Genomic DNA, 18,847 nt, shown 5'->3' on the forward strand with positions numbered 1-18,847 from the left:
CATGACCTTTCGCCGCACCAAAATCGTCGCCACCCTGGGCCCGGCCAGCAGCTCGCCGGAAGTGCTGGAGCAACTGATCCTCGCCGGTCTCGACGTGGCCCGTCTGAACTTCTCCCACGGCACACCGGACGACCACAAGGCCCGCGCTGCCCTGGTCCGCGAACTGGCTGCCAAGCACGGCCGTCATGTCGCCCTGCTCGGCGACCTGCAAGGCCCGAAAATCCGTATCGCCAAATTCGAGAACAAGCGTATCGAGCTCAAGGACGGCGACCTGTTCCGCCTCTCCTCCAGCCACTCGCGCACCGCCGGCACCCAGGAAGTGGTCGGTATCGACTATCCGGCGCTGATCCAGGACTGCGATGTCGGTGACGAACTGCTGCTCGATGATGGCCGCGTGGTCATGCGCGTCGAGCTCAAGGGCGCCGACGAGCTGCATTGCCGCGTGGTGATCGGCGGCCCGCTGTCGGACAACAAGGGTATCAACCGCCGCGGCGGCGGCCTGACCGCACCGGCGCTGACCGACAAGGACAAGGCCGACATCAAGGTCGCTGCCGAAATGGATCTGGATTACCTGGCCGTGTCCTTCCCGCGCGATGCCGCCGACATGGACTACGCCCGTCGCCTGCTCACCGAAGCCGGCGGCACCGCCTGGCTGGTGGCCAAGATCGAACGCGCCGAAGCCGTGGCCGATGACGAAGCCCTCGACGGCCTGATTCGCGCCAGTGACGCAGTAATGGTGGCCCGTGGCGACCTGGCCGTGGAAATCGGCGACGCCGAGCTGGTCGGCATCCAGAAGAAGATCATCGCCCACGCACGTCGCCTGAACAAAGCGGTGATCACCGCTACGCAGATGATGGAGTCGATGATCCACAGTCCGATGCCGACCCGTGCCGAAGTTTCCGACGTGGCCAACGCCGCGCTGGACTACACCGACGCGGTGATGCTGTCGGCCGAAAGCGCCGCCGGTGAATACCCGGTCGAAGCCGTGCAGGCCATGGCCCGCGTGTGCCTGGGCGCCGAGAAGCACCCGACCAGCAAGCAGTCCAGCCACCGTCTGGGCCGCACCTTCGAGCGTTGCGACGAAAGCATCGCCCTGGCGACCATGTACACCGCCAACCACTTCCCGGGCGTCAAGGCCATCATCAGCCTGACCGAAAGTGGCTACAGCCCGCTGATCATGTCGCGCATCCGCTCGTCGATCCCGATCTTCGCCTTCACCCCGCATCGCGAAGCCCAGGCCCGCGTGGCGCTGTTCCGCGGCGTCTACACCGTGCCGTTCGACCCGGCCTCGCTGCCGGCGAACAAGGTCAGCCAGGCGGCTGTGGACGAGCTGCTCAAGCGCGGCGTCGTGGAACCCGGCGACTGGGTCATCCTGACCAAGGGCGACAGCTACCACGGCACGGGTGGCACCAACACCATGAAGATCCTCCACGTCGGCGATCAGATGGTGTAATCCAGATGTGAATGCAAGAGGCCGCTCTTCGAGCGGCCTCTTCGTTTCTGTCTGTCAGGTGCGGACGAAATAGGCAATGGCGATCAGCGTCAAGCCGATCAGTACCAACCACAATGTGCCATCGATCAGATAGGGAAAACCCATCAGCCCCAGGCCACAGAGAAAAGGCACGGGCTTGCTCTGGCGCCGCCCATAGATGACGAATCCCAGGCCAATGCTGCCGAACAGCAGGCCCCAGAGCAGTGCGGCACTGTCCATCAGGCGAACCTCGTGAAATCCGCCGGGCGCCGTTGCATGAAGGCGGTCAGCGCCTCGATGGCCTCAGGCGAACGCAGTCGCTGACCGAACAACGCGCCCTCCTCCTCAATCACCCTGCGCAACTCCTCACGCCCCGGCGCGCGCATCAGGCGCTTGCTGTCGACAACCGCCGACGGCGCCAACTGGAGGAAACGCTGCGCCATCTCACGCGCTTTGCTCAGCGTCGCAGCGCCGTCGTCGAGTGCCTGGTTGGCGAAGCCCCAGGCCGCCGCCTGCTCCCCCGTAAACGCCTGACCGAGCAACAGCAACTCGGCAGCACGCGCGTGGCCCAGCAGGCGCGGCAAGATCAGACTGGAGCCGTATTCCGGGCACAGTCCCAGGTTGACGAAAGGCATCTTCAGCTGTGCGCCACGGGCGACGTAGACCAGATCGCAATGCAGCAACAAGGTGGTACCGATGCCCACCGCCGGGCCGGCCACCGCGGCGACCACCGGCTTGCTGAAGTCGAACAGCGCGCGCATGAAATGGAACACTTCACTGTTGAGCCCGCTCGGTGGCGCCTGGATGAAATCGGCGACATCGTTGCCGCTGGTGAAGCAGTCCTCGCCACCAGTCAGCAGTACCACACGCACGCTTGGGTCGCGCTCCGCCTGGTCCAGTGTTTCGGCCATGCCGGCGTACATGGCACGGGTCAGTGCATTCTTCTTGTCCGGGCGATGCATGCGCAGGGTCAACAGACCGCCGTCGCGTTCGATAAGCAGGTGTTCGCTCATGCCTGGGCTCCAATGGATACGATGCAAGCACCGGCGTCGAACCTGACCGGCACAGCCTACGCGCGAGTGAGAAAGACGTCGGCGAGCATCTGGCTGCGCGGCAAACCGGCCATGTAGAGGCGCCGCGCGAAACTGTCGACCGTCTCTGGATGGCCGCAGAGTAAGGCGAGGGTCTGTCGTGAAACAAGGCGCAGTTCGGCCAAAGCAGCCGGCAGCTGCGCCGCCGTCACCAGCTCCACCTGCAGGTTGGCATGCTGCTCCGCCAGCGCCTGAAGCTCGCTGGCCAGATAATGCTCCACCGAGTCATGCGCCACGTGCAGCAAGCGAATGGCACCCCGATGCTCCTGACGCAATGCCTCACGCAACACCCCGTACAGCGGCGCCAGCCCGGTACCAGCAGCCAGCAACCAGAGCGGTCGCGCCTGCCAGTCAGGGTCGTAATGCAACGCGCCGCCCCGCAATTCACCGAGGCGTAACCCATCACCGACCTGCAGGCGTCGCGCTGCATCACAGAACGCACCAGGCATGCGGCAATCGAGATGAAACTCCAGCCAGTCGTCTTCGCCCGGCACGCTGGCCAGCGAATAAGGCCGTGCCACTCCCTGCTCGCTCCACAGCAGCAGATGCTGCCCGGGGCGATAGCGCAGCGGCCGCGCCGGCTGCAAACGCAGGCGCAAGACCTGCGGACTGGGCCAGTCCAGGGCGATCACGTTCGCTGCCAGGCCGTCGCGCTCTGGGTCGAAGGGCTCGACCTGCAGATCCCCCTCTACTCGACACTGGCAGGCCAGGCGCCAGCCCTCTGCGCGCTTGTCGGCCGCCAGCGCTTCGGGTTGCAGGTCCAATGGCTCGCCGTCCACACAACGCACCAGGCAGGCGTGACAACTGCCGGCTCGGCAACTGTAGGGCACGGCCACACCACCACCGAGCAATGCATCGAGCAAGTTGGTTTGTTGGGCGACCTGCAACAACTGGCCACCGACACGCAGCTCAGGCACCCGCACGCTCCCAGCTGGCATCGCAACGATTACGGCCACCGCGCTTGGCCTGGTAAAGCGCCTGGTCGGCGCGCTGCAGGGCCTCGTCGAGATCATCGCCAGCGACCAGCAGCGTCATGCCAGCGGAAAGACTGAGCGTCTCGAGCTTCACCCCCACCGGCTCGGCCTTGGCGAACGCCTCGCGCAGCCGCTCGCAACAGGCAGTGAACTGGTCGGCATCGGTATTGGGCAGTAGCAGAACGAATTCCTCACCGCCGTAGCGGGCAACGATATCGCCGTCACGCAGACAGGCACGGGCTACCGCGGCGAAGGTCTGCAGCACCCGGTCACCAGCGGCATGACCATGAGCATCGTTGATTCGCTTGAAATGGTCCAGATCGATCAGTGCCAGGCCGTGCTGACGGCCATGCCCTAGATGCTCCAACTCGCGGCTGGCCAGGCGCAGGAAATGGCGGCGGTTGAACAGCCCCGTCAACTCGTCGGTGGCGACCAACTCCTCGAGCTGGCGCATCATCCCGCGCAGGGTGTCCTGATGCGCCTGCAAGGCAAACCTGCGCTGGCGCATGCGTTTGCGCATGGCCTGCACGTAGCTGGAGAACAGGCACAGCCAGACCAGCAGGATGAACAGCACCCACACCTGCAGCCAGGCCATGCTCGGGTCCACCAACTGCATGCGGTAGGCCTCCACCAGCACCATCGCGGTGAAACCGAAAAAGCCGAAGGCCGCGCATCGTGCGAATACCCGGGGCGGCAACTGGAACACGCCGAACAACAGGATCAACACGTAGAAGACCATCATCACGCCGCGTGCGCTGTCGAACAGCGCCAGCACCGGCGGCTGCCAGGCCAGCGCCACCAGCACCTGGGCCTCGGTCAGGCTGGGGTCCTCGTATCGCAGATTGCGCCCGGAAAGAAAAAGCCAGAGGAATACCAGCTGACTGCCGAACACGCCGAGGCTCAGCCAGACGGCCGTGCTGATGGAGCCGAGAAACAGACCATTGAATACGGCGAACCAGCAGACGAGCGCCATCATCGCGTAGGTAGCGAAGGCCATGGCGAAGCGTTTGAGCAGTAGGCTTTGCAGGCTGCGCTGCGTGCCCCGACGAGTGGTTGAGCTCATGGGCTCCATCCCATACTGGCATCTGGCCTTTACTCTACCCCTGTGATCACAGATTGCCTAGCGAGCCGATAACCGCCCACCCAGCTAGCATCATCGACCTTAGGCGGCTGTGCCCTATACGACCGGCGCGGTATACTGCCGCGCCTTTTTTGTTGCTGCCCTGTGTGGCGGCCACCTAAGCAGACCGTCGCGAGCGACGTGAAAATCGCTCCCGACAGTTTTTCGCCGTTGCGCCGGGTCGTTGTCCGGCGCTTCCTTGTTGATGTTCCCTGATAGAGGAGCGCCCCAATGACCGTGATCAAGCAGGACGACCTGATTCAGAGCGTTGCCGACGCACTGCAGTTCATCTCCTATTACCACCCCGTCGACTTCATCCAGGCCATGCACGAGGCCTACCTGAAGGAAGAGTCGCCGGCCGCCAAGGACTCCATGGCGCAGATCCTGATCAACTCGCGCATGTGTGCCACTGGCCACCGCCCGATCTGCCAGGACACCGGCATCGTCACCGTCTTCATCAAGGTCGGCATGGACGTGCGCTGGGACGGCGCCACCATGAGCGTCGACGACATGATCAACGAGGGCGTGCGTCGCGCCTACAACCTGCCGGAAAACGTCCTGCGCGCCTCGATCCTGGCCGACCCGGCAGGTGCCCGCAAGAACACCAAGGACAACACCCCGGCGGTGATCCACTACTCCATCGTCCCCGGTGACAAGGTGGAAGTGGACGTCGCGGCCAAGGGCGGCGGCTCCGAGAACAAGTCGAAGATGGCCATGCTCAACCCGTCCGACTCCATCGTCGACTGGGTGCTGAAGACCGTGCCGACCATGGGTGCTGGCTGGTGCCCGCCCGGCATGCTCGGCATCGGTATCGGCGGCACCGCCGAGAAGGCCGCGGTGATGGCCAAGGAAGTGCTGATGGAGCACATCGACATCCACGAACTGCAGGCTCGCGGCCCGCAGAATCGTATCGAGGAGCTGCGTCTGGAGCTGTTCGAGAAGGTCAACCAGCTGGGCATCGGCGCTCAGGGTCTGGGCGGCCTGACCACCGTGCTTGACGTCAAGATCATGGATTACCCGACCCACGCCGCCTCCCTGCCGGTGTGCATGATCCCCAACTGCGCCGCCACCCGTCACGCTCACTTCGTGCTCGACGGCTCCGGCCCGGCCTCGCTGGAAGCGCCGGATCTGGACGCTTACCCGGAAATCGTCTGGGAAGCCGGCCCGAGCGCGCGCCGCGTCAACCTCGACACCCTGACCCCGGAAGACGTGCAGAGCTGGAAGCCGGGCGAGACCGTCCTGCTCAACGGCAAGATGCTCACCGGCCGCGACGCTGCGCACAAGCGCATGGTCGACATGCTGAACAAGGGCGAGCAACTGCCGGTGGACCTGAAAGGTCGCTTCATCTACTACGTCGGCCCGGTCGATCCGGTCGGTGACGAAGTGGTTGGTCCGGCTGGCCCGACCACTGCCACACGGATGGACAAGTTCACCCGTCAGATCCTCGAGCAGACCGGTCTGCTGGGCATGATCGGCAAATCCGAGCGCGGCCCGATCGCCATCGACGCAATCAAGGACAACAAGGCCGTGTACCTGATGGCCGTCGGCGGCGCCGCTTATCTCGTGGCCCAGGCGATCAAGAAGTCCAAGGTGCTGGCCTTCGAAGAACTCGGTATGGAAGCCATCTATGAGTTCGAAGTGAAGGACATGCCGGTGACCGTCGCGGTCGACACCAACGGCGAGTCCGTACACATCACCGGCCCAGCGATCTGGAACAAGAAGATCGCCGAAAGCCTGGCGGTGGAAGTGAAGTAAGCGTCAACGCTGCAAAGCAAAAAGCCCGGCCATGTGCCGGGCTTTTGCGTTTTCAGGGCATGAATCCGCAGCCCGTCAGGCGTCCTGCAACAGTTGCCGGCCACGCGTCAGGTAACTGTCCATTTCAGCCTGGGGCACCATGCTGCCACCCGTTGCCCAGACCAGATGCGTCGCCTGCGACATGCGCAGCGGCGTCAGGCCCATGCGCTGGCGGTAGCCCTGCTGCTCGCCCAGCACGTGCAATACGCCCGGCATGCCGGCCAGGGCCGAAGGCTCCAGCCGCTGGCCCTCGGTCTGTTCCAGCAACGCCAGGTAGCGGAACAGCTGTTCATCGCTGACCGTGTAGTAACCATCAATCAGTCGCTGCATGGCGCGGCCGACGAAGCCCGATGGTCGACCGACTGCCAAGCCATCGGCCGCGGTACGGTTGTCGATACCGAAATCCTGCACTGCCAGCTCTTCATGTCGGCCGGTGTGCACGCCGAGCAGCATGCACGGCGAGTGCGTCGGCTCAGCGAACAGGCAGTGCACCGCATCGCCGAACGCCAGCTTCAGGCCGAAGGCCACGCCACCCGGCCCACCGCCGACGCCACAGGGCAGGTAGACAAACAGCGGATGCTCGGCATCGACCACGACACCGGCCGTCGCCAGTTGCTGCTTGAGGCGTTCGCCGGCCACCGCGTAGCCGAGGAACAGGTGCCTGGAATTTTCGTCATCGACGAAGTGGCAACGCGGATCGCCTTCAGCCTGCCGCCGCCCCTGCTCCACGGCAACGCTGTAGTCGCTGGCGTACTCGACCACGGTCACGCCATGGGCGCGCAGCTTGTCCTTCTTCCACTGACGCGCATCGGCGGACATATGCACCGTGGCCTGGAAACCCAGGCGCGCGCTGATGATGCCGATGGACAGGCCCAGATTGCCGGTAGAACCGACGGCAACCTGATAGCCGCCGAAGAAAGCGCGCATCGCGTCGCTGTCGAGGCAGGCGTAATCGTCATCGAGGCTGAGCAGCCCGGCCGCCAACGCCAGCTCCTCGGCATGCTTGAGCACCTCGTAGATACCGCCGCGGGCCTTGATCGAACCGGAAATAGGCAGGTGACTGTCGCGCTTGAGCCATAGCGCGCCAATCTCGCCTTCGCCCTGGATCTCTGCACTCAGCAAGGCCTGCATATGCGGCAGAGGCAGAATGTCCGACTCGATGATGCCGGCGCTCGCGGCCGTCTGCGGGAACACTCGGGCCAGGTAAGGCGCAAAGCGCTCCAGGCGCGCGCGGGCCTCAGCCACATCCGCAGCGCTCAAACCGACATCACCCAGTGCCTCGGCAACGGGCGCCACAGCCGGGTTGAACCAATGAATCTCGCGCAGGGCGATCAGCTCGTCGAGCAGCGGAAACTCGGCACGCCATTGCCCAAGCGATTGGCCAAGGATCATGCGGTATTCCTCATAGCAGGCAGTGAACAGCGCGCATTAGACGATGCCCTGGCCGATCTGGCAAAGGTCGCGGCATCGGCCAGCTAGCGGAACGATAACGGCCTGCGGGAGGCCTAAGCTGAAAAATCGCCCAGGAGTTGCCATGACCTTTTCCATCATCGCCCGGTGCCCGCGCAGCGGACAGTTCGGCGTCGCTGCAGCCACCGCCATGCCCGCCGTCGGCAAACTGCTCAGCCACGCCGCAGCCGGTTCCGGCGCAGTGGCGACTCAGGCGCAGGTCAACCCATACCTGGGTCTCGATGGCCTGGCTCTGTTGCGCCAGGGTCTTTCGGCGCAGGAAGCGCTGGAGCGACTAAAAGATACCGATCCCTGCATGGAGCTGCGCCAGTGCGCGCTGATCGACGCTCAGGGCGACAGCGCCTGCTGGACCGGCGCAAAGTGCATTCCCTGGGCTGGCTCGCTGACCGGCGAGCAATTCTCCGTACAGGGTAACCGCCTGGTCGGTCCGCAGGTGCTGGATGCCGTCGCCGACGCCTTTCGCCAGACGCAGGAACGTCCGCTGATCGAGCGTCTGATCGAGGCGCTGGCAGCCGGTGACCGCTGCGGTGGCGACCGGCACGGCGAATCCTCGGCGGTGATCTACGTGGTCGATCAGGAGGCGTATCCGCTGTGGGACATCCGCGTCGACCACCATCTCGACCCAGTGGCCGAGCTGCGTCGCCTGCATGACGTATTCGCCCGTGAAGTGCTGCCGGAGATTCTCGCCATGCCGACCCGCGACAATCCGGCAGGTAAGGCGGCGGAAGACTCGGTCTAACGCGCGGTGGTGCCGAAACGCCGCCGGTAATCGCCAGGCGACAGGCCCACCAGACGGGTGAAGACCTTGCGAAACGCGCCACTGTCGCGATACCCCACCTGCCAGGCCACCTGGTCGATGCTCTGGCGGGTGAACTCGAGCATTTCGCGCGCCTTGCTCACACGTAGCTGCTGGCAGTACTCGGTGGGCTTCAGCCCGGTGGCGGCGCGAAAGCGACGCAGAAAGGTGCGCTCCCCCAGCCCGGCACGCGCGGCCATATCGGCCAGGCTCGCCTCGGCGCCCTCCTCCCCCTGCAACCAGCGCTGCACGGCGAGCACTGCGGCATCGCCGTGATCGAGGCTGGGCGCGAAGCTGCTGAAATGGCGCTGCGATTCACGGTTCAGGTCCACCACCAGAAAGCGCGCGGTCTCGGCGGCGATGGTCGGCCCCAGCAGGCGAGTAACAATGGCCAGACCGAGATCGGTCCAGGCCATCAGACCACCGGCGGTGATCAGGTCACCGTCATCGATCACCATGCGTTCGGGCAGTACCTGCACCTGCGGAAAACGCGCCGCCATCTGCGCTGCCAACGCCCAATGGGTAGTCACAGTGCGCCCATCGAGCAAACCGGACTCGGCCAGTGCAAAGGCGCCGGCACAGACCGAAGCCAGCAGCACGCCGGCGCCGTGCTGTGCACGCAGCCAGTCACGGTACACGGCAGCGAGCGGCTGCTCGGCAGCATCGTCCAGACAGGGCGGCAAGATCACTACCTGCGGCGTACCCTCGGCCTGCGGCAGGCTGTCGAACATGCGCTGAAGCTGTCCTGTTTCATCGGCCTGCCAGTGACTGACCCGCAGCCGAGGCAGCCCCTCACGCCCCTGCCCGGCGGCCATGCGATTGGCCACCGCGAACAAATCGCCCAGGCCATACACCGCTGCCAGTTGGGCACCGGGGTAGCGCAACAGGCCGATCTCCAGACAGCGTTCGCTCATTGTCAGTTTTTCCCCGCAGATTGTCGGCCGCGCCCATCCTCGCAGGCGCGCCAGGGCGATAAGGTTTGCCGCACATCATCCCACGGAGACAACCATGAGCAAGCGCGCCCTGATCCTGATCGACATCCAGAACGACTATTTCGCCGGCGGCAAGTGGTCGCTCGAAGGCATGGAAGGAGCAACCGCCAACGCCGCCCGCGTGCTGGCGGCAGCACGCCAGGCGGACGATAAGGTGATCCATGTACGCCATGAATTCGAAAGCGCCGACGCGCCCTTCTTCGTCCCCGGCAGCGCTGGTGCGAACATCCATCCGCAGGTGCAGCCCCTGGCGAGCGAAGTGGTGGTGCTCAAGCATCGGGTCAACGCCTTCCTCGGCACCGACCTCAAGGCTCAGCTGGACGCCGCCGGCATCGAGCAGATCACCCTGGTTGGCGCCATGAGTCATATGTGTATCGACGCTGCAGCACGTGCCAGCAGCGACTTCGGCTACGCCACCACGGTGATCCACGATGCCTGCGCAACGCGTGACCAGGAATTCGAAGGGCAATCGATTGCGGCTGCTCAGGTTCACGCCGCCTATATGGCCGCACTGGCCTTCGCCTATGCGAGTGTGGTGTCCACGGAGCAGTACCTGGCCGGCTGAATCAGCTTGCCCCGAAGCGCTCCAGCTGCATCTCGCGCAAACGGCTGAGCGTGCGGCGGAAGGCAAAGCCGAGGTAGCCCTGGGTGTACAGCTCATCCAGCGCCACCTCGGCTTCGATATACATCGGCACGCGGCGGTCGTAGCACTCGTCGACCAGGGCGATGAAGCGGCGCACCGCATCGTCGTTACGAGACAAAGCTGGCAATTGCCGATCCCCGGCATCGACCCGCTCGGCACCGTCCTCGGTGCCACGGGCGATGCGCCCCTCGCGTTGCTCGCCCCCCAGGCGCGGCACTTCGCCAAGCAGGATGGCCGGGAAGCGCTCGCACAGCTCAATGAAATCGGCTGCGGCCAGCGGCTGTTCACACAGATCACAGAAGCGACACCATAGCGCCGTCGGGCTATGGCCGAGGGCCGAGACACGCCGGTGAGCCAACTCGACCGGCTCGCTGCTGATGGCTTGCCCCTCGCTCAGACGGGCAAACTGCTCGGCCAACGCCTGTGGCTGTCGCAGCCAGTAGCGCTGCACCTCTGCACCGGGATGCAGGCGATGATCTTGGTCGCCGTCCACCGTCACCACCTGCATATGCGCCTGCAGCGCGGCAATGGCTGGCAGGAAGCGCTCACGGTTATAGCCATCGGCATAGAGCTGATCCGGCGGCTGGTTGGAAGTGGCCACCAGCACCACACCCTGCTCCACCACCAGGCTGAGCAGGCGGCCGAGCAACATGGCGTCGCCGATATCGCTGACGAACAGTTCGTCGAAGCACAGCACACGCACCTCGCGCCCCAGCTCCTCGGCCAGCAGACGCAGCGGGTCGGCATTGCCGGTGAGTTGGAACTGGCGGCGATGCACCCACTGCATGAAGTGATGGAAATGCTGGCGCCGCGCCGGCACCCGCAGGCTGTTGTAGAAACTGTCCATCAGCCAGGTCTTGCCGCGCCCCACCGGCCCCCAGAGGTACACGCCGGGTGGGCATTCGCCGCGATGCACGGCCTCATGACACTGCTGTAGCGCCTCGACTGCTCGACGCTGTGCGGCATCGGCGACGAAGCCACCTGCCAGGGCCTGCTCGTAGGCGGCCAGCGGCGAGCCTGGCAATACCTCTGGCGCGTTCAACGCAGCACCAGCCGGTTGCCTTCGAACTGCTTTGGCCAATCGCGCCGGGTGAATACCTGGCCCTGCTCGCGCACGCGGCGCACCTCGGCCAGATCCAGCTCGGCAAACAGCCAGTGGCTGCGTGCGGGGCAAAGCTCCGCGCTCTCGGCGATCACGCCAGTGGCCGGCATGCCGTAGTCCGATGGCACGTACAGCGCGGCGCGGCCGATGTTCTCGTCCAGCGCCGGCGACCAGGGCGCCAGGCCAACCGTGGGCGACTGCAGCACGGCGATCTGGTTTTCCAGAGCACGAGCCTGAGCGCCGATGCGCACACGATAGAAGCCCGCTTCGGTATCGGTGCAACTGGGCGCCAGGATCAGGTCCACACCGGCCTCGGCCAGGGTGCGCGCCAGCAGCGGAAATTCGTTGTCGTAGCAGATCAGGATGCCCAGCTTGCCCAGCGCTGTGTCGAACACCTTGAGCCCGCTGCCCGCCGCAATCTGCCACTGCTCCAGCTCGAAGCGGGTCATCATCAGCTTGTCCTGACTGCCCAGGCAGCCCTCCGGGCCGAACAGCCAGGCGCGGTTGCGGTAGAGGCCATCATCATCCAGCACGGCCACCGAACCGGGTTGCAGATGAATCTGCAGCCGCTTCGCCAGGCTTTCGCACAGTTCCAGCCAGCGCGGCAGCAGCGCCTGAATACCCTCGATAGAAGCATGCAGGTCGCTGCGCTGGGCTTCCGGCAACTGCCCGGTCAGCACCAGCCCGGCGTATTCCGGCAACAGCAGCAATTCGGCGCCCTGCCCGGCCGCGTTCTCGCACAGCTCGGTCAGGTGCTCGGCGTAGGCGTCCCAACTCGTCAGCAGGTCGATGTGATATTGGCAGGCGGCAACCTTGATCATGAAGCGAGTTCCTTCAACCAGAATGACATGGGCTTGGCCGACTCCTCGGCTTCGTCCAGATCACGCCAATGATACTGGGTGTGCAGTTCGGGATGATGGCGATAGCCGCGGCGCACCCAGAAGGCGTCCAGCGGTTGGTAGTCGGCGGGGCGACGCGGGTGATCGGCCGGACGCTGTACGGCGCAGAAGGCGCACCAGTCGAAACGCCCCAACTGGCGCGCATGCGCCTCGCGCTCGGCAAAGAAGCGCACACCCAGGCCATGGCCGCGCCAAGCCGGCAACACCACCGACTCGGCGCAGTAGAAAATGCGCGCCGGATCCCAACCCGCCGATAAGAACGGCTGCTGGAACTCCAGGGTTTCATCGGCCAGCGGCAGCGCCGTCGAGGCACCGACCACTCGCCCCTCATCACGCACCAGCACGCACAGGCTATCGGCGCTGCGCACATAGGTGTCGAGGTACTCGGCCTCGTAGTCGAGGCTGCCGTCGTAGAGGTAGGGAAATTCGCGGAAGACCGTAATCCGCAAATGCGCCAGGTCTTCGATATGGGGGGCTATCTGCGGCCCCCGGAGCAATTCGATGTCCATCTGGAGTCGTTCGCCAGCAGCAGGGTGACGCCGGCGGCTATGCCGGCTCGAAGGCGCGAACTTATCATGCGTGCCAATCCACCACTAACCACGCTACGAAAGGAACTTAGCCATGACCGCCACCGAACTGGTACAGGCCTACTACGCCGCCTTCAACGCCGGCGACATGCCCACCTTCCTCGACCTGCTGGCCGAGGACGTGGTGCACGATATCAACCAGGGCGAGCGCCAGGTTGGCAAAGCCACCTTCGCCGCCTTCATGGACAAGATGAACCGCTGCTACCGCGAGCGCCTGGCCGACATAGTGGTCATGCAGAACGCCGCCGGCGACCGCGCCGCCGCCGAATTCGTGGTGCACGGCGAATACCTGGCCGACGACGAAGGCCTGCCACCGGCCAGCGGCCAGACCTACGTACTGCCGGCTGGCGCCTTCTTCGAGATCAAAAACGGCAAGGTCGCGCGCATCAGCAACTATTACAACCTGAATGACTGGATCGCTCAGGTTTGCTGAGTCACTGCCGCGCAGCCCCTAGTAACTGCGCCCCCACATCACGCTTGAGCAGCTCGTAGAGCACGGTGATGAAGAACTCGCGGCTGGGCTCATCGCTCAGCAAGCGAGTCGCCATGCTGTTATGGCTGCTCATGGCACCGACTATGGCCTCAACGGCGCGGATCGGCAGGTCAGCCTTCAGCGCCTGTTCGAGGTCGTTGTTGTGAATCTGCGCCATCACCACCGGATCGCTGCGCAGCGTCTCGGACACCTGTAGCGCCAGCATCACCTGATCGGTGTCGGAAACATCCTTGCCGAAGGCAGCGTTGAGGCGCTCGATCAGCTCGGTCAGGTACTTCTTCTCACGGTCGCGGGCCTCGCGCAGGCCATTGTCAGTAATACCGTACAGGCCGGGGCTTTCCCCCTGAACCGCCACGCCATCGAGACGCTCGCCCGCTTTGACTCGATAATGGCTGAGCTTGAGATCCCCCAGATCCACCTGCTCGGCGCCAATACCCTTGAGCCGCTTGCGCAGCAGGCGGGCGAAACTGGCGAAGGCCTCAAGGCTTGGATCGCCCAAGTCCACCAATTGCGCGATGTACTCGTAGCAACGGACGAACTTGGACAGGCTCTCGCTGAAGATCAGCAGTTCATCGCGCTGTTTGCAGTATTCCGCGCGCTGCGCATCGGCATAGGCTGCACCGGCTTCATCGCCCGCTTCTTCGGCCTTGAACAAAGCCCGTTCCCACTGTTCGATGGCATCGGTGAGGGTCTTGAGCTTGCCGTTGAATCGGTCGGTAGCCGGCTGGGTCAGCGCATAGAGTTTCTGGTGAGTGACCTTGGGATCGACGATGGCATCACCGAACGCCTCCACCTCGGCGCGCTCGTACAGGTGCATGCCATCCAAGCGCTGGCGGATGTCGAAGACGATGTTCGGGTCTTGAATATCGGCCATCCGCGCGTCGCGATAGAAGGTCTGGAAGGCTTCGAGAATCTCCTTGGCCTCGTTGGCGAAGTCGATGACGTAGGTCTTGTCCTTGCCCGGATAGGTGCGGTTCAGCCGTGACAGGGTCTGCACCGCCTCCACGCCGGAAATTTTCTTGTCCAGGTACATGGCCACCAGCTTGGGCTGGTCGAAGCCGGTCTGGTACTTGTTGGCGACGATCATCACCTGGTAATGCGGCGTGTCGAACAGCGTGCGCATGTCCTGGTTGCCCAGTTTGGCGTTGAGGTTCTGCTCATTGAAGGCATGCTCATCCGGCAGGCTGGCGGCCAGCGGCGCTTTCAGATCCGGGTCGAGGTTGGGCACATCACCGGAGAACGCCACCATCGCCCGCACATTGGCGTAGCCACGCCGCTGGCAGTAATCCTCCAGCGCCAGGTGGTACTTCACCGCTGCCGCACGCGAGCTGGTCACCACCATTGCCTTGGCCTGGCCGCCGAGCAGGTGGGCGACGTTCTTGCGAAAGTGCTCGACGATCAGTTCGACCTTCTGCCCGACATTCACCGGGTTGAGCGACAGCCACTTGGCCAGCTTGCGCCGCGCGCTCTTCTCGTCCACGCGTTTGTCGTCCACCATCTCGCTGCCGATGCGCAGCGCCACGTCATAGCTGGTGTAGTTGCGCAGCACATCGAGGATGAACCCTTCCTCGATGGCCTGCTGCATGGTGTACAGGTGAAACGGCACAGGCGGATTGCTCTCGCTCACCGGCAACGCTGGCTGGCGCGGGCGACCGAACAGGCTAAGCGTCGAATGCTTGGGCGTGGCGGTAAAGGCGAAATAACTGGCGTTGTTCGGCCGGCTGCGCGACGACTGCCAGACCGACAAACGCTCATCGCGCGAGAGCTTCTTCCACTCCTCCTCGCTCTGCCCGGTGAGCACGTAGCGCAGATCATCCGCCGTGCTGCCACCCGTGGAGCTGTGCGCCTCGTCGATGATGATGGCGAAGCGGCGATCACGCAGGTTGCGTTCTTCGAGAATGGCCTTCTGCGCATGGGGGAAGGTCTGCAGGGTGCAGACGATGATCGGCACGCCTGCCAGCATCGCCTCGGCCAGTTGCTTGCTCTTGGGCAGGCTGGATTGCTCGCGGTCGATGGCGCGCACCACACCGGCCTGGTGGTCGATCTGGCGAATCGCCTCCTGCAACTGCTGATCCAGCACCTGACGGTCGGTAACGACGATCACGCTATGAAAATACGGCTCGCCATCGGGGCGGCGCACGCGGATCAACGAATGCGCCGTCCAGGCGATGGTGTTGGTCTTGCCGGAACCGGCGCTGTGCTGGATCAGATACGGCTGGCCAACGCCCTCACGGCGCACCGCATCGATCATGCGCGTCACCCCGTCCCATTGATGGAAGCGAGGGAACACCAGGCGCTCCTTGAACCGGGTATTGCCGTTGGCATCCTGCTGGGCCTTGCGCTCCAGCAGTACGAAGCGATGGAAGATATGCAGCCAGTTGTCCTTCTGCAGCACGCTCTGCCACAGATAGCTCACCGGGTAATCATCGTCCTCGGCCTTGTTGCCGGCAGCACCGTCATTGCCCCGGTTGAAGGGCAGGAACACCGTCTCGGCTCCCGCCAGTTGCGTGCTCATGCGGATATCGCTGTCGCTCATGGCGAAGTGCACCACCGCGCCGCGCTTGAACGTCAGCAGCGGCTCGCTGCCACCGCTCTTGCGCTCCGGGCGACGATCCTGACGGTACTGCGCCATGGCAGCATCCACCGACTGGGTGAAATCGGTCTTCAACTCCACCGTGGCCACGGGTATGCCGTTGATGAACAACACCAGGTCGAGTTCGTCCGCTTTGTCCTGCGAATAACGCAGTTGCGGCACCACCCGCAGGCGGTTGGCGGCGTAACGCATGGCCACGGTTTCGTTGCGCGCATCCTCGGGCAGCGCCTGGCTCATGGCCAGGGTGCCGGCGCCCGCGATGGAAAACCCACTGCGCAGCACATTGAGCGTGCCGCCGTCGGTCTTGTTCTCCAGTTGCTTGACCAGGCGATCGAGCAACGCGGCTTCGGTGCCCGCACCATTGAGCGCGCGCAGCTTGGCCATCGTCTCAGCCTGGCTGGTATCGAGCCAGGCCAGCACATCTTCGCTGTACAGCGCACGCGCCGCGTCATAGTTCGCGGAGCGGCCGACCAGCCAACCGGCAGCGGCCAGTTGCTCGACGATGTGTCGCTCCAGTTCGCATTCATGGTGCACGTGACTCATGCCATCCCTCGCAATCCAATCAGTGGGCTTAGGCCCGCGTGTCATACAACCCGTGCTGCTCGGCCAGGCGCGCCCGCTCCCGATCCAGCTCGGCGCGCAGCTCTTCTTCGCTGGGCAATACCAGCTTGTATTTGCTGGCGAACAGTTGCTCGCTGCCCTGCAGCACCGAGTAGCGCACCAGCGAGGCATCCTTTTGCGCACACAGGATGATGCCCACAGTCGGGCCATCCTCCGGGCCCGCGTTTGGGCGCCTCTAAAAACGTAGGCGAGGCAGCCAGCACAAGGCAAAAACAAGCGAAAAAGCGGAGTTTACGAGTTGTAAATGAGCATTTTGAGCTTGTTTTTAACGCAGTGATGGCAACGCAGGTAGTTTTTAGAGGTGCCCGTTTGAGGTCATCGAACATACGCACATACATGTCCATCTGGCCGATGTCCTGGTGAGTCAGCTCGCCCCGTTTGAGATCGAAGATCACAAAGCACTTGAGCAGGTAGTTGTAGAACACCAGGTCGATGTAGAAATCCTTGCTCTCGGTGCTGATGCGCTGTTGCCGGCCGACGAAGGCGAAGCCCTTGCCCAGCTCCAGCAAAAACTGCTGCAACTGGTCGATCAGCGCCTGCTCCAGCTCGCTTTCCAGCAAGGTGCCGGCATTGGGCAGGCCGAGAAACTCCAGCAGCACCGGGTCACGCACGAACTCGCGCGGGCTCTTGCCCAGTGCCTGCAGGTTGCTCGCGGCTTCCTGCTCCACCGCCGCGCGATCCTGGCTGGCCAGCAGGCGTTCGTAATACAGCGTGCCGATCTGCCGCTCCAGCGCGCGGGTGCTCCAGTTCTGCGTGGCAGCCTCGTTCATGTACCACTGGCGAGCGCTGTCGCTATCCACCTTGAGCAGAGTGCGATAGTGCGTCCAACTCAATTCGTGACGCAGTGCGTCACGAATTGGAAAGGCTTGGTAGAACTGACGCATGTAACGCAGGTTGGAGGCATCGAAACCCTTGCCGAACTCAGCGGTCAGCGCCGTGGCCAGAGCTGGCAACAACTTCTTGCCGTAGGCCGCACGCGCCTGCCCACCCTGCTCGAACTCGACGATATGCCGCCCCACTTCCCAGCAGGTTTGCACCTGAATCGCATCCACCGCTCGCACGGCCTGCTGTCGCGCCTGGCGGATCAGCTCGGCCAGTTCAGCGAGCAAGGGTTGCAGCGAGGTATGCGACTCGGGCGCGCTCATGCGTCCTCCGGCGCTGGCTGCAACGCGCTTAATTGTTGATCCTGCCAGGCGGCGTAGGTTTGTCCGGTGCCATCCACAAGCCATGCAGTGCGACCATTGGAAGAGCGGCCCGCAACAACCGCAGCCGCCGCACTAGGGCTCTTAAAAGCGTAGTCGTCTACAAATCTCAGCAAGCCGCTTGCATCAGGTACTAACACACCGTCAGCAACCAACTGCTTGAACAAAGCTTCATAACCACCCGGAGCGCCACCCCATTTGCTGCGCGCCCTGGAGTCCTTCAATACGAAGAACTCACCATCAATTTCCTGCGCCAATGCATATCCACCTTCTTTGGGAACTTCCCGGCGAAACAACGGTGAACGCTCGATAGTAGGTAGGTTATCGCCAGTAACTGGCGCGGATGGCTTGCTCAGCTCACGCAGGAACTCGAAACCCAGCACCGGCAGTACCGTACGAATCTGCTCCAAGAAGAACGCCATATCGGCGCGGTCGGACTCGGGTAGCCCGGCGTATTCGTGCGCCGTGCCATTGCTCAGCACACAACGCCCGGCGCTGGCAGCAATGCCGATCAGCTTGCTCTCAAGATACTTCACATGGGCCTTGGTCAGGTTCTGATCCTTGCTGGTGACCAGGCACACGCGCTCCCAGAAGTCCTTGCCGCCCGCCTCTTCCGGGCGGTTATGGGTTTTCAGGCGTTGCGCCACATCGTCGGACTCGCCGATATACACGCGAGAGCGCAGGCTGTCGTCCGGATCGGGGCCGACCAAAAAGTACACACCGGTACGCCCACACTCAGAGCGCTGCACCAATTCGGCCAGCTTGCTGCGCGGGCCGGTCAGCACATGGCCCGTCCAATTCATGATCTCGGCGGTCAGCAGGCCATTGGGCGTGCCGTCCACCAGAAAGAGTCGAATGCTACGGCCTTGGGTCATGGCACGTCCTTGTTGTCAGGTGTTAGCGAGAAAGCGTGGAGCGGAACATATCACGCGGCGTGGATAACGCTCTTTTCATCCACCGATGCACGGCACGGCGACAGGCTGCCCCCTGCAAGACCGC

16 protein-coding genes and 2 pseudogenes are annotated in these 18,847 nt (G+C 63.9%); 5 read left to right on the forward strand and 13 right to left on the reverse strand.

The features are described 5' to 3' along the window. The first annotated feature begins 1 nt into the window (after position 1). Positions 2-1,453 (forward strand): pyruvate kinase, encoded by a 1,452-nt coding sequence (gene pyk / locus EL191_RS16885; RefSeq protein WP_041979839.1) that lies wholly within the window; start codon positions 2-4, stop codon positions 1,451-1,453. A gap of 54 nt (positions 1,454-1,507) precedes the next feature. On the opposite strand, the gene EL191_RS16890 is transcribed toward pyk, so the two are convergent. Genes EL191_RS16890 through EL191_RS16905 form a run of 4 tightly spaced genes read right to left on the reverse strand, consistent with a single transcriptional unit; the run spans position 1,508 to position 4,599 of the window. After that, a complete protein-coding gene (locus EL191_RS16890; RefSeq protein WP_013716645.1) occupies positions 1,508-1,711 on the reverse strand; it encodes a hypothetical protein in 204 nt (67 codons plus the stop codon). After that, positions 1,711-2,484 carry an enoyl-CoA hydratase gene (locus tag EL191_RS16895; RefSeq protein ID WP_041979838.1) on the reverse strand — a complete coding sequence of 258 codons (774 nt, stop codon included), beginning with the start codon at positions 2,482-2,484 and terminating at the stop codon, positions 1,711-1,713. The genes EL191_RS16890 and EL191_RS16895 overlap by 1 nt, the downstream gene beginning before the upstream one ends. Positions 2,485-2,540: 56 nt before the next feature. After that, the gene (locus EL191_RS16900) at positions 2,541-3,479 is read right to left on the reverse strand and encodes an iron-sulfur-binding ferredoxin reductase (protein WP_041979837.1); all 939 of its coding nucleotides are present in this window, start codon (positions 3,477-3,479) and stop codon (positions 2,541-2,543) included. Continuing rightward, complete coding sequence (locus EL191_RS16905) at positions 3,472-4,599, reverse strand: GGDEF domain-containing protein (protein WP_013716648.1); 1,128 nt, start codon at positions 4,597-4,599, stop codon at positions 3,472-3,474. The genes EL191_RS16900 and EL191_RS16905 overlap by 8 nt, the downstream gene beginning before the upstream one ends. Positions 4,600-4,887: 288 nt before the next feature. Between EL191_RS16905 and EL191_RS16910 the strand changes: the two genes are divergently transcribed. Beyond that, positions 4,888-6,411: a fumarate hydratase gene (locus EL191_RS16910; protein WP_013716649.1), complete on the forward strand. Its 1,524-nt coding sequence runs from the start codon at positions 4,888-4,890 to the stop codon at positions 6,409-6,411. Between the two features lie 75 nt (positions 6,412-6,486). On the opposite strand, the gene dsdA is transcribed toward EL191_RS16910, so the two are convergent. Beyond that, positions 6,487-7,842, reverse strand: coding sequence for a D-serine ammonia-lyase (dsdA, locus tag EL191_RS16915; protein ID WP_041979836.1), 1,356 nt, complete (start codon positions 7,840-7,842; stop codon positions 6,487-6,489). A gap of 142 nt (positions 7,843-7,984) precedes the next feature. Here dsdA and EL191_RS16920 point away from each other — a divergent pair, with 142 nt between their 5' ends. Beyond that, positions 7,985-8,659 carry a DUF1028 domain-containing protein gene (locus EL191_RS16920; RefSeq protein ID WP_041979835.1) on the forward strand — a complete coding sequence of 225 codons (675 nt, stop codon included), beginning with the start codon at positions 7,985-7,987 and terminating at the stop codon, positions 8,657-8,659. Here EL191_RS16920 and EL191_RS16925 read toward each other — a convergent pair. Next, positions 8,656-9,630: a GlxA family transcriptional regulator gene (locus EL191_RS16925; protein WP_017362695.1), complete on the reverse strand. Its 975-nt coding sequence runs from the start codon at positions 9,628-9,630 to the stop codon at positions 8,656-8,658. The two genes, EL191_RS16920 and EL191_RS16925, sit on opposite strands and share 4 nt — an antisense overlap. Positions 9,631-9,724: 94 nt before the next feature. Between EL191_RS16925 and EL191_RS16930 the strand changes: the two genes are divergently transcribed. After that, a complete protein-coding gene (locus EL191_RS16930; protein WP_041979834.1) occupies positions 9,725-10,273 on the forward strand; it encodes a cysteine hydrolase family protein in 549 nt (182 codons plus the stop codon). A 1-nt stretch (position 10,274) separates the two neighbouring features. On the opposite strand, the gene zapE is transcribed toward EL191_RS16930, so the two are convergent. Genes zapE through EL191_RS16945 form a run of 3 tightly spaced genes read right to left on the reverse strand, consistent with a single transcriptional unit; the run spans position 10,275 to position 12,861 of the window. Beyond that, positions 10,275-11,393: a cell division protein ZapE gene (gene zapE, locus EL191_RS16935; protein WP_041979832.1), complete on the reverse strand. Its 1,119-nt coding sequence runs from the start codon at positions 11,391-11,393 to the stop codon at positions 10,275-10,277. Beyond that, positions 11,390-12,274 (reverse strand): carbon-nitrogen hydrolase family protein, encoded by an 885-nt coding sequence (locus EL191_RS16940; RefSeq protein WP_041979829.1) that lies wholly within the window; start codon positions 12,272-12,274, stop codon positions 11,390-11,392. Before EL191_RS16940 ends, zapE begins: the two co-directional genes overlap by 4 nt. Beyond that, positions 12,271-12,861 carry a GNAT family N-acetyltransferase gene (locus EL191_RS16945; RefSeq protein WP_041979828.1) on the reverse strand — a complete coding sequence of 197 codons (591 nt, stop codon included), beginning with the start codon at positions 12,859-12,861 and terminating at the stop codon, positions 12,271-12,273. Before EL191_RS16945 ends, EL191_RS16940 begins: the two co-directional genes overlap by 4 nt. A gap of 112 nt (positions 12,862-12,973) precedes the next feature. Here EL191_RS16945 and EL191_RS16950 point away from each other — a divergent pair, with 112 nt between their 5' ends. Continuing rightward, complete coding sequence (locus EL191_RS16950; protein ID WP_041979827.1) at positions 12,974-13,372, forward strand: nuclear transport factor 2 family protein; 399 nt, start codon at positions 12,974-12,976, stop codon at positions 13,370-13,372. Position 13,373: 1 nt separating this feature from the next. Here EL191_RS16950 and EL191_RS16955 read toward each other — a convergent pair whose 3' ends face one another. The 4 genes and pseudogenes from EL191_RS16955 to EL191_RS16975 all read right to left on the reverse strand — a co-directional run bounded on the left by EL191_RS16955 (position 13,374) and on the right by EL191_RS16975 (position 18,723). Beyond that, positions 13,374-16,568, reverse strand: coding sequence for a type I restriction endonuclease subunit R (locus EL191_RS16955; protein WP_041979826.1), 3,195 nt, complete (start codon positions 16,566-16,568; stop codon positions 13,374-13,376). A gap of 28 nt (positions 16,569-16,596) precedes the next feature. Further along, positions 16,597-16,806: pseudogene (locus tag EL191_RS16960) on the reverse strand (PDDEXK nuclease domain-containing protein); the annotation flags it as partial. A gap of 151 nt (positions 16,807-16,957) precedes the next feature. Beyond that, positions 16,958-17,791, reverse strand: a pseudogene (locus tag EL191_RS16970) (PDDEXK nuclease domain-containing protein); the annotation flags it as partial. Then, positions 17,788-18,723 carry a GIY-YIG nuclease family protein gene (locus tag EL191_RS16975; protein WP_041979824.1) on the reverse strand — a complete coding sequence of 312 codons (936 nt, stop codon included), beginning with the start codon at positions 18,721-18,723 and terminating at the stop codon, positions 17,788-17,790. The gene EL191_RS16975 and the pseudogene EL191_RS16970, both read right to left, overlap by 4 nt. Positions 18,724-18,847 lie beyond the last annotated feature (124 nt).

The sequence above is a fragment of the Pseudomonas mendocina genome (genome assembly GCF_900636545.1).
In the GTDB taxonomy this organism is placed as follows: domain Bacteria; phylum Pseudomonadota; class Gammaproteobacteria; order Pseudomonadales; family Pseudomonadaceae; genus Aquipseudomonas; species Aquipseudomonas mendocina.

Bases quoted from the DNA above. Each gene is read 5' to 3' on its own strand.
- pyk (WP_041979839.1), top strand. From the start codon at position 2: ATGACCTTTCGCCGCACCAAAATCGTCGCCACCCTGGGCCCGGCCAGC.
- EL191_RS16890 (WP_013716645.1), bottom strand. From the start codon at position 1,711: ATGGACAGTGCCGCACTGCTCTGGGGCCTGCTGTTCGGCAGCATTGGC.
- EL191_RS16895 (WP_041979838.1), bottom strand. From the start codon at position 2,484: ATGAGCGAACACCTGCTTATCGAACGCGACGGCGGTCTGTTGACCCTG.
- EL191_RS16905 (WP_013716648.1), bottom strand. From the start codon at position 4,599: ATGAGCTCAACCACTCGTCGGGGCACGCAGCGCAGCCTGCAAAGCCTA.
- EL191_RS16910 (WP_013716649.1), top strand. From the start codon at position 4,888: ATGACCGTGATCAAGCAGGACGACCTGATTCAGAGCGTTGCCGACGCA.
- dsdA (WP_041979836.1), bottom strand. From the start codon at position 7,842: ATGATCCTTGGCCAATCGCTTGGGCAATGGCGTGCCGAGTTTCCGCTG.
- EL191_RS16920 (WP_041979835.1), top strand. From the start codon at position 7,985: ATGACCTTTTCCATCATCGCCCGGTGCCCGCGCAGCGGACAGTTCGGC.
- EL191_RS16925 (WP_017362695.1), bottom strand. From the start codon at position 9,630: ATGAGCGAACGCTGTCTGGAGATCGGCCTGTTGCGCTACCCCGGTGCC.
- EL191_RS16930 (WP_041979834.1), top strand. From the start codon at position 9,725: ATGAGCAAGCGCGCCCTGATCCTGATCGACATCCAGAACGACTATTTC.
- EL191_RS16940 (WP_041979829.1), bottom strand. From the start codon at position 12,274: ATGATCAAGGTTGCCGCCTGCCAATATCACATCGACCTGCTGACGAGT.
- EL191_RS16945 (WP_041979828.1), bottom strand. From the start codon at position 12,861: ATGGACATCGAATTGCTCCGGGGGCCGCAGATAGCCCCCCATATCGAA.
- EL191_RS16950 (WP_041979827.1), top strand. From the start codon at position 12,974: ATGACCGCCACCGAACTGGTACAGGCCTACTACGCCGCCTTCAACGCC.
- EL191_RS16955 (WP_041979826.1), bottom strand. From the start codon at position 16,568: ATGAGTCACGTGCACCATGAATGCGAACTGGAGCGACACATCGTCGAG.
- EL191_RS16975 (WP_041979824.1), bottom strand. From the start codon at position 18,723: ATGACCCAAGGCCGTAGCATTCGACTCTTTCTGGTGGACGGCACGCCC.